General features: G+C 67.4%; 14 protein-coding genes. 5 read left to right on the top strand and 9 right to left on the bottom strand.

The window, feature by feature from the left end:
* Window positions 1–5: 5 nt before the first annotated feature.
* Window positions 6–1,448, top strand: a complete 1,443-nt coding sequence (tldD, locus tag AX730_RS01670) for a metalloprotease TldD (RefSeq protein WP_062351042.1) — start codon at window positions 6–8, stop codon at window positions 1,446–1,448.
* 23 nt (window positions 1,449–1,471) lie between these two features.
* Here tldD and yjgA read toward each other — a convergent pair whose 3' ends face one another.
* Entirely contained in the window at window positions 1,472–2,029 is a 558-nt protein-coding gene (gene yjgA / locus AX730_RS01675) for a ribosome biogenesis factor YjgA (RefSeq protein WP_062350972.1), read from the bottom strand.
* 98 nt (window positions 2,030–2,127) lie between these two features.
* Here yjgA and pmbA point away from each other — a divergent pair, with 98 nt between their 5' ends.
* The 3 genes from pmbA (at window position 2,128) to AX730_RS01690 (ending at window position 5,041) form a co-directional block, all read left to right on the top strand.
* Window positions 2,128–3,486, top strand: a complete 1,359-nt coding sequence (gene pmbA / locus AX730_RS01680; RefSeq protein WP_062350974.1) for a metalloprotease PmbA — start codon at window positions 2,128–2,130, stop codon at window positions 3,484–3,486.
* Between the two features lie 117 nt (window positions 3,487–3,603).
* The gene (locus AX730_RS01685) at window positions 3,604–3,993 is read left to right on the top strand and encodes a DUF4870 domain-containing protein (RefSeq protein ID WP_062350976.1); all 390 of its coding nucleotides are present in this window, start codon (window positions 3,604–3,606) and stop codon (window positions 3,991–3,993) included.
* Between the two features lie 460 nt (window positions 3,994–4,453).
* Window positions 4,454–5,041, top strand: coding sequence for a cation efflux transmembrane domain-containing protein (locus AX730_RS01690; RefSeq protein WP_062350978.1), 588 nt, complete (start codon window positions 4,454–4,456; stop codon window positions 5,039–5,041).
* A gap of 7 nt (window positions 5,042–5,048) precedes the next feature.
* On the opposite strand, the gene AX730_RS01695 is transcribed toward AX730_RS01690, so the two are convergent.
* From AX730_RS01695 to tilS, 4 genes are all read right to left on the bottom strand, one after another.
* On the bottom strand, window positions 5,049–5,984 hold the full coding sequence (locus AX730_RS01695; protein ID WP_062350980.1) for an NAD(P)/FAD-dependent oxidoreductase: 936 nt from the start codon (window positions 5,982–5,984) through the stop codon (window positions 5,049–5,051).
* Window positions 5,985–6,505: 521 nt separating this feature from the next.
* Entirely contained in the window at window positions 6,506–7,384 is an 879-nt protein-coding gene (locus AX730_RS01705; protein WP_062350987.1) for a polyprenyl synthetase family protein, read from the bottom strand.
* Window positions 7,374–7,634, bottom strand: coding sequence for an exodeoxyribonuclease VII small subunit (locus tag AX730_RS01710; RefSeq protein WP_062350990.1), 261 nt, complete (start codon window positions 7,632–7,634; stop codon window positions 7,374–7,376). Before AX730_RS01710 ends, AX730_RS01705 begins: the two co-directional genes overlap by 11 nt.
* Before the next feature lie 48 nt (window positions 7,635–7,682).
* Entirely contained in the window at window positions 7,683–8,927 is a 1,245-nt protein-coding gene (tilS, locus tag AX730_RS01715; RefSeq protein ID WP_062350993.1) for a tRNA lysidine(34) synthetase TilS, read from the bottom strand.
* Window positions 8,928–9,099: 172 nt separating this feature from the next.
* Here tilS and AX730_RS01720 point away from each other — a divergent pair, with 172 nt between their 5' ends.
* Complete coding sequence (locus AX730_RS01720) at window positions 9,100–10,065, top strand: GAF domain-containing protein (RefSeq protein ID WP_083537637.1); 966 nt, start codon at window positions 9,100–9,102, stop codon at window positions 10,063–10,065.
* Here the strand turns inward: AX730_RS01720 and AX730_RS01725 are convergent.
* From AX730_RS01725 to dnaE, 4 genes are all read right to left on the bottom strand, one after another.
* On the bottom strand, window positions 10,062–10,814 hold the full coding sequence (locus AX730_RS01725) for a tetratricopeptide repeat protein (RefSeq protein WP_062350999.1): 753 nt from the start codon (window positions 10,812–10,814) through the stop codon (window positions 10,062–10,064). The two genes, AX730_RS01720 and AX730_RS01725, sit on opposite strands and share 4 nt — an antisense overlap.
* A gap of 91 nt (window positions 10,815–10,905) precedes the next feature.
* On the bottom strand, window positions 10,906–11,715 hold the full coding sequence (locus tag AX730_RS01730; protein ID WP_062351002.1) for a class I SAM-dependent methyltransferase: 810 nt from the start codon (window positions 11,713–11,715) through the stop codon (window positions 10,906–10,908).
* A 101-nt stretch (window positions 11,716–11,816) separates the two neighbouring features.
* Entirely contained in the window at window positions 11,817–12,776 is a 960-nt protein-coding gene (locus tag AX730_RS01735) for an acetyl-CoA carboxylase carboxyltransferase subunit alpha (RefSeq protein WP_062351005.1), read from the bottom strand.
* 96 nt (window positions 12,777–12,872) lie between these two features.
* Entirely contained in the window at window positions 12,873–16,430 is a 3,558-nt protein-coding gene (gene dnaE / locus AX730_RS01740) for a DNA polymerase III subunit alpha (RefSeq protein ID WP_062351008.1), read from the bottom strand.
* Window positions 16,431–16,509 lie beyond the last annotated feature (79 nt).

A 16,509-nucleotide genomic window follows, 5' to 3' on the forward strand; every position in this document is an offset into this window, starting at 1 on the left:
TGGCCATGACCCAGCCGATCCCGCTCGCCGAAACCCGTCTCCTCCTGCCCGCCGGGCTGGATTCCTCCGAACTCGACCGTGCGTTCGGCACGCTGCTCGGGCCGGGCATCGACTTCGGCGACCTGTATTTCCAGCATGCCCGCCGCGAAAGCTGGACGGTCGAGGACGGCATCGTCAAGGACGGGGCGCACTCGATCGAGCAGGGCGTCGGCGTGCGCGCGATCTCCAGCGAGAAGACCGGCTTCGCCTATTCCGACGACATCAACGCGCAGGCGCTGCTCGATGCGTCGAAGTCCGCGCGCGCGATTGCCCGCGACGGCGCCGCCCATGCGCCGCGCACGCTGGTGCGCAGCGGTGGTCGCGCGCTATACACGGGTGACGACCCGATCGATGCGATGGGCAACGATGCCAAGGTCGAGGCGCTGCGCGCCGTGGATCGCCTGCTGCGTGCAGCGGACCCACGCGTGCAGCAGGTGACCGTTAGCCTCTCCGGTGGCATCGACACCATCCTGGTCGCGCGCAGCGACGGCGTGCTCGCGTCCGACGTGCGCCCGCTGGTGCGCTTGAACGTGCAGGTGATCGTCGAACAGAACGGCCGCCGCGAATCCGGTTATGCCGGCATGGGTGGTCGCTACGGATACGCGGAGCTGTTCGCCGACGGCAAGCCGGAAGACCTCGCACGCGAAGCGCTGCGCCAGGCACTGGTGAACCTGGATGCGATCGACGCTCCGGCCGGCGTGATGCCGGTGGTGCTTGGCAGCGGCTGGCCGGGCGTGCTGCTGCACGAGGCCGTCGGCCACGGGCTGGAAGGCGACTTCAACCGCAAGGGTACCAGCGTGTACGCCGGTCGGATCGGCCAGCAGGTCGCGTCGAAGGGCGTCACCATCGTCGACGACGGCACGCTGCCGGGCCGGCGCGGGTCGCTCAACATCGACGACGAAGGCACGCCGACGAACTGCACCCCCCTGATCGAAGATGGCGTGCTGGTCGGCTATATGCAGGACACGCACAACGCACGCCTGATGGGCGTGGCGCCCACGGGCAACGGCCGCCGCGAATCCTTCGCGCACCTGCCGATGCCGCGCATGACCAACACCTACATGCTCGCCGGCCAGCACGATCCGGAAGACATGATCCGCTCGGTGAAGAGGGGCCTGTACGCGGTCAATTTCGGCGGCGGCCAGGTCGACATCACCAGCGGCAAGTACGTGTTCTCGGCTACCGAGGCCTACCTGATCGAGGATGGCCGCATCACCGCGCCGGTGAAGGGCGCCACGCTGATCGGCAACGGTCCGGAAACGATGCAGAAGGTGAAGATGGTCGGCCACGACCTCGCGCTGGACCAGGGCGTCGGCATCTGCGGCAAGGACGGGCAGAGCGTGCCGGTCGGCGTGGGACAGCCGTCGCTGCTGATCGACGGGCTGACGGTGGGCGGTACCAAGGCGTGAATGCGCGTGTGGGCGCCCAGGCCTCAGGCGTCGTCTTCTCCGTCGACGTCGGTGGCGGGCTCGGCGTCCGCCAGCAGGTCGCGCACTTCCCGGAACAGTTCGCGGAACGCATGCGGCGGCTTGTTCTTCGCGCGTTCGTCGGCGGCGTTGCGCGCCAACTGGCGCAGCCGCTGCCGGTCCGCCTGCGGAAACGCGTCCAGCAGGTCCGCCAGCGCGGTGTCGCCGCCGGCCAGCAGGCGGTCGCGCCATTGCTCCGCGCGATGCAGCAGGGCGGTCTCGCGGCGCGCGGCGTCGCCGCCTTCGTCCATCGCATCGCGGATCGCTTCCAGCACCTCGTCGTCCTCGCGCCGCATCTGTTTGGCAAGGAACTGCAGCTGGCGCTTGTGCGCGATGTGCGAGGTGATGCGCTGCGTCTCGACGATATGCGGCATCAGGTCTTCGGGAATCGGCAGGCGCGCCAGTTGCGCGGCCGGCAGGGCCACCAGCTTCTCGGCCAGGCTGCGGATCTCCAGCGCCTCGCCCCGTTGCTGGGTGCGGCTGGGGCCAAGGAATTCGCCGGTTTCGGGGTCGCGTCCGCGCATGGTGAAGCCTCTCTTTCGCTTCCGCCGCATGGTGCGGAAGCCTGATCACATACCGATCCGGCGCCAGTGCGCGGATCACAGGACACAAGGATAAAGCATTGAACGCCACCGCCCTGACTTCCCCCGACGACAGCCTCGCCCGGCTGGAACGCCTGGAGGCGCTGTCGCAGCGCCTGCTGGAGCGCGCGCGGGCGCACGGCGCCACGCAGGCAGAAGTGAGCTGCAGCGAGGAAGCCGGCCTCAACGTCAGCGTGCGACTCGGCGAGGTGGAGACCGTCGAGTCCACCCGCGACCGCGGCATCGGCGTGACCGTGTACTTCGGCCAGCGCAAGGGCAGCGCCAGCACCGCCGACCTGCGCGATGAGAGCCTGGAGGCCACGGTCGCGCAGGCGTGCGCGATCGCGCGCTATACCGAGGACGACGATGCCGCCGGTCTTGCCGATGCGGCCCTGATGGCGTCCGATTTCCCCGATCTCGACGTCTGGCATCCATGGGCGCTCGACATGGAGCATGCCGTCGATCTGGCATTGGCCTGCGAAGCCGCCGGACGCGATGCCGACGCGCGCATCGAGAATTCCGACGGCGCGTCCATCGGCAGCGGCGAAAGCCTGTCGGTCTACGCGAACTCGCACGGTTTCATCGGCCGCGAGCGCGACACCCAGCACACGCTCGGCTGTGCGTTGATCGCCGGGCAAGGCGACGGCATGCAGCGCGATGGCTGGTACAGCACGGCGTTGTCGCACCTGGAACTGGACGATCCGGCGTCGATCGGTCGCAAGGCAGCAGAGCGCACGGTGTCGCGCCTGCAGCCGCGGTCATTGGCTACCGGCGAGTACCGCGTCCTGTTCTCGGCCGAAGTGGCGCGTTCGTTGGTCGGCCATTTGCTGGGCGCGGTGTCCGGTGGCGCGCTGTACCGGAAGGCCAGCTTCCTGCTCGATCATGTCGGCCAGCGGATCTTCCCGGACTGGTTCGCCATCGAGGAACTGCCGCTGCTGCCGCACGGCCTGCGCTCGTCGGCGTTCGACGCGGAAGGCGTGGCGACGAAACGCTCGCACCTGGTTCGCGATGGCGTGCTGGAGCGCTACGTGCTGGGCAGCTATTCGGCACGCAAGCTTGGCCTGCAGACCACCGGCAATGCGGGCGGCGTCCATAACCTGCAGGTGAAGGCCAACGCAGGTGGCTTCGATGAGCTGCTCGGCGGCATGCGCACCGGCCTGTTGGTCACCGAATTGATGGGGCAGGGCGTGAACGGGGTGGCGGGCGACTATTCTCGCGGCGCCGCCGGTTTCTGGGTCGAGGATGGCGTGCTGGCCTATCCGGTCGACGGCATCACCATCGCCGGCAACCTCAAGGGCATCTTCGCCGGTATCGAGGCGGTGGGTCGCGATGTGGACCGCCGCTCGCATGTCGGGGTGGGGTCGATCCTGGTCGGTCGAATGACAGTTGCCGGCGAGTAGGGGCCCGTAGCCTCAGGTGACCCGTCGCGACATGGATTGCCGTTATGCTTGGTAAGCGGAGTCTGCGGCCGAGCCGCTGCACTCGACAGCTCTACCACCATCCACGGGGAATTCTGCATGAGCGAATTTGACAACATCACCGCACCGCCTCCGGCGCCGTCTGGCAGCCCGGGCGCCGAGGAGAAGCAGTGGGCGCTGTTCGCGCACCTGTCTTCGCTGGTCGGCCTGATCATCCCGTTCGGCAACCTGCTCGGTCCGCTGGTCGTGTGGCTGGTCAAGAAGGACACGCTGCCCTTCGTCAACGACCAGGGCAAGGAGGCGTTGAACTTCAACATCACTATCCTGATTGCCGCGATCATTTCCGGCATCCTGACGTTGATCGTGATCGGCCTGCTGCTGCTGTTCCTGGTCGGCATCGCGTGGCTGGTGCTGACGATCATCGCCGCCATCAAGGTGAGCAACGGCGAAACCTACCGCTATCCGTTCGCGCTGCGCCTGATCAAGTAAGCGGTCTGCGCGGGGAAGCAAAAAGCCCGGCATCGCCGGGCTTTTTTACTTTCAGGTTGACTCCAGCAGTGGACTTCGCTGGCACCGCGATAGCCACATGGCGGGATCATCAACAGACTGGACGAGCTCGTCCTGCGCCGATGTTTTCCGAAACGTGATCCGGCTTCCTGTCCGGCGGTCCCGGCGGGCGCTTGGTAACCGAGCTTTTCCGACGGATCGTCACCGCAGGCGGCAAGTCTTTCATGTCCGTCGTGAAGGTGGCGCAACGTCAGCCGTGAACCGTAGTATTCCGCGATAGGATGCTGCTCGGCTTGGCGACAAGCCCAGTACCCGGCGGCGCATGAGGCGGTCATCGACCATTGCATCGTGCCGCTGCCGGAAGGACACTGTCGGTCGTCTGCGATATTGCGGACGCACCAGACCTCTGCTTCGCCGATGGCCTTCAGGGAGTGAGCGGGAAATGACAGAACAGAGTACGAACACCGCGCAACGAGCGGCACTTGTCAAGGTCCTGGCCGTCAACGCGGTCCTGGCCATCGCACTCTTCATTGCGGGTCAGCTCGCCGACTCCAGCGGTCTGATGGCCAACGCGTTGGACAATCTTTCCGATGCCCTGACTTACGCCGTAAGCTACTTCGCGGTGACGCGTTCGCAGCGCTGGAAGGCCGGCGCCGCGGGCATGACGGGCATCATGCTCCTGATTTTGGCCATCGGAGTTCTCGCGGATGCCTGGCGACGCTATGTCGTGGGCTCAGACCCTGTCGGCCCGACCATGGTGGTGATGGCTTTCGTCGCGGTGGCGCTGAACTATTGGTGCATCCGCATCCTGCGATCGCATCGTTCGGCGGACGTGAACCTGCGGGCGGCGTGGACCATGAGCCTCAACGATTTCGCCTCCAATTTCGGCATCGTATTGGCAGGCGTACTGGTGGCATGGACCGGTTCGCGTTTGCCTGATCTTCTCGTTGCCGGCGCCATCGCTGCGGTGGCAGGTTATGGCGGGTTGAAAACCCTCAAGGATGCGTATTCGTCACGCCGCACGGCTTAGGTGTTCGTCAAGGCCGCTGGCGGTCCAGCGTTTGCCCGTCCGCCTCTCTCAGGTCGTTGTGCAGGCTGGTGGCCGCCACGGCGGCGTGACCCATCGCCACGCTGATCTGGTCGAGCGCGGCCACGATGTCGCCAATCGCGTAGACACCCGCCATGCTGGTGCGCTGATGGCGATCCACGACGATGCAGCCTGCTTCGCTGAGCTCCACGCCAAGACTCCGCGCAAGCGCGTGGTTCGGATCGGATCCCAGCGCTGGGTATAGCGTGTCGAAGCGCAGCACGCTGCTGTCCTGAAGCGTGGCGGTCACCTGGGAATCGCTGAAATCGAGATGCGCCACGGGTGACGGCGCCCACGCGATTCCAGCGCGCGCCAGCGCCTGCCGCGTAGTCGCGTCGAGTTCCACCGAACTCTGCGCCAGCAAAGTCACCTTGGACGAGAAGCTGCGCAGGAACAGTGCCTCGGACACGCCATGGTCATCGGCACCGAGCACCGCCACAGCCTGGTCGGTCGCTTCGTAGCCGTCGCAAATGGGGCAATAACGCAGCAGGCAGCGTTCAAGCGCGTCGCTGTGCACCGCGTCGTCGAGCGCTGGCCGGCGATTGCGCACGCCGGCGGCGATAACGACGGCGCGACAGGCGATGGACGCAGCCTCCGTCGCGGCCACGAATCCATCCTCACGGACATCAACGCGCTCGACCTTGGCCTCGACGAGATGCGCGCCGTAACGTATGGCTTGCTCGCGCATGCGGGCCAGCAATTCAGTTCCGCCGATACCATCGGGAAAGCCGGCATGATTGTGTGACCGCGGGATCCACTTCGCGCGGCTGTTGCCGTCGTCGACCACAACTACACGGCGATGAAAGCGCGCCAGATAGATCGCCGCCGTGAGTCCGGCCGGACCCCCGCCAACAATGAGCACTTCGGCATCCAGGTTTTCATGCATGTCGCGACGACCCTCGATCAGGCGCTTGGGACGTCAATCGTAGCCCAGTGCCCGGAAGGCGCCGTCACGCCGCCGCGAGATGGCGAGATGGCGGGATGGTCCGGGACCGGGGCTCGCTGAACTGGAACGGCCCGCTCCGGGCGCTGCACGAGGGACGCATGGTCCGGGTGGCCGAGGTGCTCAGGGGAGGGCCTGGATCGAACGCCCGCGAAGCAGGTGCCAGTCCCTGGGCACGACATTTCGGGTATGCCAGCGGTGCCATCGAGGTGGCGTCGGTTGAATCTGCATGCCCCCGCTCGGTGCAGAACGTGCGGCCGATGAAGAGCGCAGTGGCGGACAGTTCACCGGCATCGCCAAAGCGTCTTCGAAGGCATGCCCGTGGCAAGTCGATGAGGTGCGAGGCAGTGCCAATCGCCGCGAGGGAACCGCGATGTCGCGCCGGTGCGTTGCGATGAAGCAGTTCTGGCGCGCGCCACAGTGTCCGCAAGAACCCTGATGGCGGCCACACGGGCTGGCCTTGTTCAGTGCGAACGGTGGATCGCGAGATCGCCGAGTGCACGCAGCGCATCTGCGCCACTGTCGTACGGCGCCAGCGCCTCGCGCATCCGGGTATCGAGTTCCGCGAGCTTCGCCTTCGCGCCGTCGATACCCAGCAGCGCCGGATACGTCGACTTGGCCTGTGCCACGTCCTTGCCGGCGGTCTTGCCCAGTTGTTCGGAGCTGGCCTCGATGTCGAGGATGTCGTCGCGGACCTGGAAGGCCAGGCCGAGCGCCGTGGCGAAATCGTCCAGCCGCGTGAGCGTGCCGGCATCGGCGCCGCCCGCTCGTGCCCCCATGCGCACCGCCGCGCGTATCAGCGCACCGGTCTTCAGCGCGTGCATGTGCTGCAGGGCGTCCAGCGTCTGTTGCGTGCCGGTGGCGTCGATGTCCAACGCCTGTCCGCCGCACATGCCAGCCGCGCCGGACGCCTGCGCCAGCGTCGCCAGCCAGTCCACCCGCAACGCCGCCGGCGCATCGCTGGCCGCCAGGTGTTCGAAGGCCCGTGTCTGCAGGGCATCCCCGGCCAGGATGGCGGTGGCTTCGTCGAAGGCGATGTGCACGGTCGGCTTGCCGCGGCGCAGGTCGTCGTCGTCCATCGCCGGCAGGTCGTCGTGCACCAGCGAATACGCGTGGATCAGTTCGACGGCTGAGGCTGGCGCGTGCAGTGTCGCCTCGTCCGCCTGCAGCAGCGTGCCGCTGGCGTAGACGAGCAGTGCCCGCATGCGCTTGCCACCGCCGAGTACGGCGTGGCGCATGGCGGCATGCAGGCGTTGCGGGGCGGCGTCCGCCGGAGGCAGTACGCGATCGAGGTGGTCTTCCAGTCCCGCCGCCCAGACGGCGAAGCGGGGGTCAGCGGCCATCGGATGCGGGCGCGAACGTGTCGCCGGTCTCCGGCCGTTCCGGATCGCTGAGCAGGCGCACGCGCAGTTCGGCCTGTTCGAGCGCCGTCTGGCATTGCCGGTACAGGCCGACGCCGCGCTCGTACGCGGCGAGCGACGCTTCCAGGCTCAGGTCGCCATGTTCCATTTTCTCGACCAGTTGCTCGAGCTCGTCCAGCGACTGCTCGAAATGGGCGACGGGGGAGGCGTCTGCGGGGGTCTTCTTTGCCATGCGGCAAGTGTGGGGAACGGTCGCGGTCAGGTCAAACGCAGCGCCGCTTCAGCCGCGCTGCCAGACCAGGCGGGCGTCCCGCTCACGCAGCCATGCATCGGCCGCGGCCGACAGGACCAGGTCGCCTGCCGCCCACAGCGTGTCGCCCCGCCAGAGCAGCGGCAGCTGCCGACGCTCCCACGGCGGCAACCCCAGCGACTGCAGCACATCCTTCAATGCGTGCCCGTGGTCGCGCCCCGGTAGCACGATGCGCTCGCCGCCGACGCGCGCGCTGAGGCTCAGCGGCACATCGAACTTCCCGGGATGCCCTTCCAGCGCCAGTGTGCCGCCATCGGGCAGTGCGAGTGGCGTGGCGCCGTCCCAAACCGTCTGCCACGTTTCCGGTAGCGCAGGACGAAGCCACTCGGCATGCAGCAGCCCACGCCAGTGCCGGATGATCGCGCCTTGCCAGGCGAATTCGGCCTGCGCGTCGCTGCGCGCGTCCAGCAGCTGCGCCTCGATCTGCGCCACGCCCTCCGCGGGCAGCGAAGGCAGTGACAGCCCGCTGATCCAGCGCCGCAGCGCACGTGCGCGCAACGGAGCACCGGCATCGCGCAGCGGCCCGACTTGAAGGGCGGCCGGATCGGCGGTCGCGGCGCCGGCCAGCACCTGCCGGTCCTGTCGCGCCAGCAAGCCGCTGGCTTCTTCACTCAGTAGAGCACTGCGTGCGAACGCGGCATCGACGTGCGGCCAGCGCTGTCGGAGCAGCGGCAGCACCTCAAGCCGCAGGAAGTTGCGGTCGGCATCCGCGCACGCGTTGCTGGGGTCTTCCACCCACGGCAACGCATGCGCATCCGCGTATGACCGGATGGCAGCGCGCGCGCAGTCCAGCAAGGGGCGCCACAGCCAGCCGGAACCGAACGCACGCCACGGCCGCATCGCCGCCAATCCATCCGGGCCGGAGGCGCGGAGTGCGCGAAGCAGGAAGGTTTCCGCCTGGTCATCGCGGTGATGGGCGAGGGCGATGATGTCGCCTGGCTGCATGACATCGGCGAACGCCCGCCGGCGTGCATGTCGCGCGGCCGCTTCAAGGCCTTCGCCGCTCGTGGCGTCCACGTGCACACGGCGTACCTGCAGCGGCACACCGAGCGTGGCGCAGAACGTTTCGCAGTGGGCGGTCCACGCATCGGCCTCGGCATGAAGGCCGTGATGGACATGGATCGCGTGCAGGCCGGGGCGGCGCGTGGCGGGATCGTGTGCGAGCCGATGCAGCAGCACGATGGAATCCATCCCACCACTCAACCCCACCCACACGCGGGGCGGGGAAAATCAATGTCCGGGTGTCGGGGCGGGGCATGCGTGCATGCTAGCGGCGATGCAGACGTTGTGCAGCCGGTCACATCCAGGCGATCTGCCATGGACCGTTGACGGTGTCTGAACCGACATCCGGTCAACATGGGGGCGTCACCGCTACGAAGGAGAACGCATGACGGCTTCGACGGCTTCCCCCGCTGTGCAGGAACGCCAGCGCCAGCACGCGCTAGATCGCTACCACGCGCTGGATACCTTGCCGGCCACGGTCTACGATGATCTGGTGAATGTGGCGGCCGCCATCTGTGGCACCCCGATCGCCGTGGTGTCGCTGATCGACCGTGATCGCCAGTGGTTCAAGGCCCGCGTCGGGCTGGACGGCCACGAGACCACGCGCGATACCGCTGTCTGCGATCACGCGATCCGCCAACCCGACGAGCTGTTGGAGATCCAGGATCTCAGCGAGGACGCGCGCTTCAACGACTTCCCCATCGTCACTGGCGACGTCAAGGCGCGTTTCTACGCGGGCATGCCGCTGGTGACGGGCAATGGCGAGGCCATCGGTACGGTTTGCGTGGTCGACACGCAGCCGCGCCGCCTCAACAGCCAGCAGAAAGCGTCCATGCGCTCGCTGGCGCGCGTGACGATGGCACTGCTGGATGCGCATCGCGCCCAGCATGAGGTGCAGGCGTTGGCCGCGTTGCAGGTCGATGCGACCGTCGCTGCCACGCCGGCCATAAGCGCACCGACGGCGACAGGCCCCGTCTTTGCCGTCGTCATCATCGAATTGCAGGGCATGGCCGAGGTCGCGCGCCGGCTGGGCGACCGCACGCTGGAGCGGCAACTGCAGGGACTGGCGCCCGACTTCGATGCCTGCGTGACATCCGGGTCGGGCGACCACGTCAGCCGCGTCACCGACAGTCCCGAGTACGTCGCGCTGCTGCACGGTGACGACCTGGATGCACGCGTGCAGGCGCTGCGGCAGGCGGCGCGAAAAGCGGGGCAACGCGAAGGTTTTTCACTGCTGGTGGGTGCGGCGACCGCGACGCCTGGCGAAGCCATGCATCTGGTCTACCTGCGGGCGGAGGAAGACCTGAGTCTGCAGAAGGATGCGGCAGCGGGCGAGCGCGCAGCAGCTTAGGCCTGCGGCAGAACCGCCAGTTCGCGACGCGCGGCCTCGATCCAGTCGCGCTGTTCGCGCTGGTAGTACTTCGGTGCCGCGTCGGAGCGGTCGAGGACGTCCTGCAGCACGTCGCGTGCCCGCGCGAATTGGCCATCGCGTCTCAGCAGCAGCGCATAGCGCACGCGTGCCTCCTCACCGGGGTAGCCTTGCGCCACGGTCTCGTACTCGTGAAGCGCCGAGGCCAGGTCGCCGCTGTCTTCCACGGCGCGGGCATACAGCAGGTGCCCGTCGGCAGAGCGGAAGCCGGGATTGGCGGCGATCAGTGCATCCAGCGTGGTCCGCGCCTTCTGCGCGTCGCCCAGCCCGAACTGCGCCTTCGCCAGTCCCAGCATGAGGTCCGGGTCGGTGGCGTAGAGGCCTTTCAAGGCGTGCTCGTACAACTCGGCCGCCTGTGCATAGTCGCCGCTGCGCAGGCTTTCCTCCGCCAGCCGCCTGCGGTTCTCTGGCGTATCGGAGGCCTTCAGCAGCTTGGCCGCATCGCGACGGTCGCGCTCCGGATCGATCCGGTTGCGCAGATTGCGCACCGTGCGCCGCGCAGACGGGTTGTGGCGCAGGTCGGGCAGGATCTCGGCGATGAAGTAGATGATCACCGCCAGGAACGAGAACACCAGCAGGATGAAGACCCAGTAGAGCGGGCGTCCGGTTCTTACCACGTGCACGCAGCAGGCGATCTGCAGGGCGAAGGACAGCAGGAGGAGTGGGCTCATGGGCGATGGACGGGTATGGGCCATGCGGGAGTGGACGGCAGCACCGCTTCCACCAGGCATCTGGCAGGCGACCATGCCGTGGAGTCGCCGGCTATCCGGCCGGCACCGATGGCTTGCGTGCGATCAGCGCGATGGAATCATCGGTCGTCCCGTCTTGCACGCGCGCACCACTCAGGTCGTAGGCCTCGGCATCGGCCTCGAAGCCGGCGTCCACCAGTTGCTGGCGCTGCTTCTCCAGCGTCAGGTAGTACAGCATCGTGCTGTAGTGGTGGCAGACGTCGTTGATGACCGAGTAGTCCTCGGTGTGAATCTCATGCGGATGGTGCTGCCTGCGGTTGCGCATGCGCTGCACGGTCTCGCCGGTGAAGCGCAGCGAACGCACCGCCAGCCGCAGCGGGTTGAACGACCAGTCGAACGGCGGGAACAGGAAGCCGCGCTTGAACTCAGGCGAGTTGCGGTTATGCGTGGAGAACACGAAGTAGCCGCCGGGACGTAGCACGCGCTGGACTTCGCGCAGGATCAGCAGGCGGTCGGCATGCGAGACCATGCCGATGCCGTTGCAGCTGAAGACGGCCAGGAAAATCGATGCATCGGCCACGTTCGACAGTGCGCGGGCATCGGCGAGCTCGAACCTGACGTCCGGGAAACGCTGCCTGCACGCATCCACCATGCCCTGGCTGTAGTCGATGCCCAGGTAGTCCTCGCTGATGCGGCGCAGTGCCGGTACCGTGCGGCCACCGCCTACGCCGAGATCCAGGATGGGCTGGTCTTTCGCGAGCGCGGCCACCTGGTCGAACGTGGCCTGCTCGGCCCGGCTCAGCTCCCAGGGGCGCGCGTAGTGGTCGACCACCGACGCCGTGGTCATGGTTTTACGGTTGATACGGTCGATCGACTCGCTCATGCCCTTCCCCTGTGTCACGGCACGATGCGGTGCCGGGCTCCATCCCCATGGAGGTTTACAGCGTTCGTGGTCTTGCGTGAATCACGTCGTGACGCGGTGTTTCATGCGGCTTCATACGCACCGTAGCCGCGCAGGCGCTCGTAGCGCTTCTGCAGCAACTGGTCGACCGGCAGCCGTTCCAGCGCGTCCAGTTCGTTGAGCAGCACGGCCTTCAGGCGAACGGCCATCTGGCGCGGGTTGCGGTGCGCACCACCGATCGGTTCGCGCACGACCTTGTCGACCAGGCCCAGCGCGCTCAGCCGCTTGGCGGTGAGGCCGAGCTGTTCGGCGGCGTCCTTGGCCTTGGCGGCGTCCTTCCACAGGATCGAGGCGCAGCCTTCCGGCGAGATCACCGAGTAGGTGCCGTACTCCAGCATAAGCGTGCGGTCGCCGACGCCGATCGCCAGCGCACCGCCACTGCCGCCTTCGCCGATCACCGTGCAGATGATCGGGATCTTCAGCTCGGCCATTTCCAGCAGGTTGCGCGCGATCGCTTCCGACTGGCCGCGCTCTTCCGCGCCCACGCCCGGATACGCACCCGGCGTATCGATGAAGGTCAGCAGCGGCAGCTTGAAACGCTCGGCCATCTTCATCAGCCGCAGCGCCTTGCGATACCCCTCGGGGCGCGGCATGCCGAAGTTGCGTGCGATCTTGCTCTTGGTGTCGCGGCCCTTCTGGTGGCCGATGATCATCACGCTGCGGCCATCGATGCGGCCCAGGCCGCCGACGATGGCGGCGTCGTCGGCGAACGCGCGGTCGCCGGCCAGTTCCTGGAACTCGTCGCAGAACACCTTGATGTAGTCCAGCGTGTACGGCCGCGCCGGATGGCGCGCCAGCTGCGAGACCTGCCACGGCGACAGGTCGCGGAAGATCTGCGCCGTACGCACGCGCAGCTTGTCCTGCAGGGCATGGACCTCGGCATCGACATTCACCGCCGGGCCGGTGCTGGCGGCACGCAGGTCCTGGATCTTGGCCTCCAGATCGGCGATGGGCTGTTCGAAATCGAGGTAGTTCGGATTCATCTGCGGGCCATGGGCCGGAAAGGGGGGAAGTGTAGCCGAAGCGGTCCGGCGGTCACGTACGGGGGGGTAGGGCCGCGACGTCGCGCTCGTGGCGCGTCAGTTCGCCCACGGCCGGCTGAAAGCAGGCTTGGCCGCGCGCACGCCGGGCGTCGCGCGCAGGGCATCGAGCAGCTCCGCATCCACGCGGACGGCCTTCTGGCCGTTGAGATCCAGCATGCCGGCGATGGCCGAGCCGCCGGTGGTCATCAGCAGGTCGAGGCGCAGCGGCGTGCCGCCCGGGCGATGGCGCGACAGCAGGGCGTCGACGCGTTCCCACAGGCCCGGCACGCGCAGGTCCAGGCGCAGTTGCAGGCGCTGCGCATGCTGCTGGCACAGCTGGGTGTAGTCCCACACCTGGCGGATGCGCAGGCTGTAGCCGCCGCTGAATTCGTCCTCGCGCAGGCCACCCTTGATGACGAGCACGCGGTCGCGCGTCATCAGCGCGCCGAACTCCGCCAGCGCATCGGAGAACGCACTGCATTCGATGCGGCCGCGGCCGTCTTCGAGTTGCACGAAGACCTGGCTGTCGCCCTTGCGGCGGATGCCGACCACCTGGCCTGCGACGATCGCATTGACCTCCGGTCGCCAGCCCTTCTTGTCGCCGCCGGACGAACTGGACCAGATGCGGTCCAGTTCGCTGAGATCGCTGCCGACCAGCGAACGCAGGTCGTCGCGGTAGGGATCCATCGGATGACCGCTGAGGTAATGCCCCAGCGTTTCGCGCTCGCCGTGCAGTACCTGCATCAGCGGCCATTCGTCGGTGTTCGACAGTTCGACGTGGATGTCGTCGCCGCCGCTGCTGGAGCCGAACATGTCGACGATGCCGGCATTGCGGTTCTTGCTGATCTGGTCGATGGCCTTCAGCACTTCCGGCAGCTGCAGCGCCAGCGAGGCGCGGTTGCGGCCCAGCGCATCCAGCGCACCCGCGTTGATCAGCGCTTCCAGCGCACGCTTGTTGAGCTTCGACGAATCGGCGCGCTTGCAGAAATCGAACAGGTCGCGGAACTCGCCGCCGTCCTTGCGCGCCTCGACGATGCTTTCGCACACGCCCTGGCCGACGCCCTTCACCGCGCCCAGGCCGTAGCGCACGGTGTTCGCGTCGGTCGCGACGAACATGAAATCGGAGTGGTTCACGTCCGGCGGCATCACGTTCAGGCCGAGTCCGCGCGCCTCGTCGAGGAAGCCGACCACCTTCTCGGTCTTGTCCATGTCCGAGGACAGCGTGGCGGCCATGAACTCGGACGGGTAGTGCTTCTTCAGCCAGGCCGTCTGGTAGGCGACCAGCGAGTACGCGGCGGCATGCGACTTGTTGAAGCCGTAGCCGGCGAACTTCTCCATCAGGTCGAAGATTTCGTCGGCCTTGCGCTCCTGCACGCCGCCCTTGGCGGCGCCCTCGCGGAAGATCTCGCGGTGCTTGGCCATTTCGGCCGGCACCTTCTTGCCCATCGCGCGGCGCAGCAGGTCGGCGCCGCCCAGCGAGTAGCCGCCGACGATCTGCGCCATCTGCATGACCTGCTCCTGGTAGACCATGATGCCGTAGGTCTCTTCCAGCATGGTCCGCGTGCGCGGGTCGGGATACTCGAACTCCTCGCGGCCGTGCTTGCGCTCGACGAACGAGGGAATCATGTCCATCGGGCCCGGACGGTACAGCGCGTTCAGCGCGATCAGGTCCTCGAAGCGGTCGGGCTTGGCTTCCTTCAGCGCGCGGCGCATGCCGGTGGATTCGAACTGGAACACCGAACCGGTGTTGCCGTTGGCGAATACGTCGCGGTAGACGCTGGCGTCGTCCAGCGGGATCGTGGCGATGTCCACCGGCGGCACGCCCGCACGTGCATGGCGCACGTTGATGGCCTTCACCGCCCAGTCGATGATCGTCAGCGTGCGCAGGCCCAGGAAGTCGAACTTCACCAGACCGACGGCTTCCACGTCGTCCTTGTCGAACTGGGTGACCGGGTTCTTGCCGCGGCCGCCTTCGTCGTGTTCGGCGAACAGCGGGCAGAAGTCCGACAGCGGCGACGGCGCGATCACCACGCCGCCGGCGTGCTTGCCGGCGTTGCGGGTGAGGTCTTCCAACTGGCGCGCCAGGTCGATCAGGTCGCGGACATCGTCCTCGTCGCGATAGCGGTCGATCAGCTCCTGCGAGGCGGCCTCGCTGCTGCCTTCGCCCATCGCGTCCTTCAGCGACACGCCGAGGATGTTCGGGATCAGCTTGGCGACACCGTCGACCAGGCCGTACGGGAAGCCGAGCACGCGGCCGGCGTCGCGCACCACCGCCTTCGCCGCCATCGTGCCGTAGGTGATGATCTGGCTGACGCGGTCGCGGCCGTACTTGCGCGCGACGTAGTCGATCACCTCGTCGCGGCGGTCCATGCAGAAGTCGATGTCGAAGTCGGGCATCGACACGCGTTCCGGATTGAGGAAGCGCTCGAACAGCAGCCCGTACGGCAGCGGGTCCAGGTCGGTGATCTGCAGCGCCCACGCGACCAGCGAGCCGGCACCCGAGCCGCGGCCCGGACCGATCGGGATACCGTGGTTCTTCCCCCACTGGATGAAGTCGGCCACGATCAGGAAGTAGCCGGGGAAGCCCATCTTGCAGATGGTGTCCAGCTCGAAGTCGAGCCGCTTCTCGTAGTCCTCGCGCGTGTGGCCGGGCGCCAGCGGATTCTTCTCCAGGCGCGTCTTCAGGCCGTCGTGGGACTGGCTGCGGATCCAGCTGTCCAGCGTCTCCTCGTCCGGCACCGGATACGCGGGCAGGAAGTAGGTGCCCAGGCGCATCTCGATGTTGCAGCGCTGCGCCAGCGCCAGCGTGTTGTCGATGGCGTCGGGTACGTCGGCGAACAGCTCGGCCATCTGCTCGGCCGACTTCATGTACTGCTCGGCGCTGTAGTCGCGCGGACGCTTGGGATCGTCCAGCACGCGGCCGGAGGCGATGCAGACGCGCGCTTCGTGCGCATCGAAATCGTCCGGCGACAGGAAGCGCACATCGTTGCTGGCGATCACCGGCAGGCTGCGCGCACCGGCGGCGTGAAGGGCGAACGCATTGAACGCCTCTTCGCCGTCGCGCTGCGTGCGCGTCAGTTCCAGGTGCAGGTCGTCGCCGAAGGCGCGCTGCCAGTCGGCGAGATGCTGTTCGGCCAGGTCGTGGCGACCCGTCAGTGCCAGTCGCCCCGCGAGGCTCTGGCGGCCCATGATCGCGAACAGGCCCTGGTGGTCGGCACGCAACCAGTCCGGGTCGATGGCGACACCATCGGTGCGGTGGCCTTCCATCCACGCGCGCGACAGCAGCCGCGACAGCGACAGGTAGCCGTCACGGTCGCGGCACAGCAGCGTCACCGGCCACGGGGCATCGCTGCCGTCGGCCACCAGCAGGTCGGCACCGGCGATGGGCTTGATGCCCACGCCTTCGGCGGCCTTGTAGAACTTCACCAGCGCGAACAGGTTGTTGCGGTCGGTCACCGCCAGCGCAGGCATGCCCAGTTCCACCGCCCGGCTCAGCAGGTTGGCCTGTTTGGCCTTCTTCGGGTCGGCATGATCCGGCTTCTCGGGCACGCGGATGATCGAATCCGCGAGCGAGAACTCGGTGTGCAGGTGGAGGTGGACGAAACGGGAAGACATGCCGGCTCAGGGTGCTGTCGGGGCAGCGTACCGGCGGGGGTGGGGAGGGGCAAGGCTTGACATTCCGGCATGGCGGAAC

It is taken from the genome of Pseudoxanthomonas mexicana (assembly GCF_001556105.1).
Lineage (GTDB): Bacteria > Pseudomonadota > Gammaproteobacteria > Xanthomonadales > Xanthomonadaceae > Pseudoxanthomonas_A > Pseudoxanthomonas_A mexicana_A.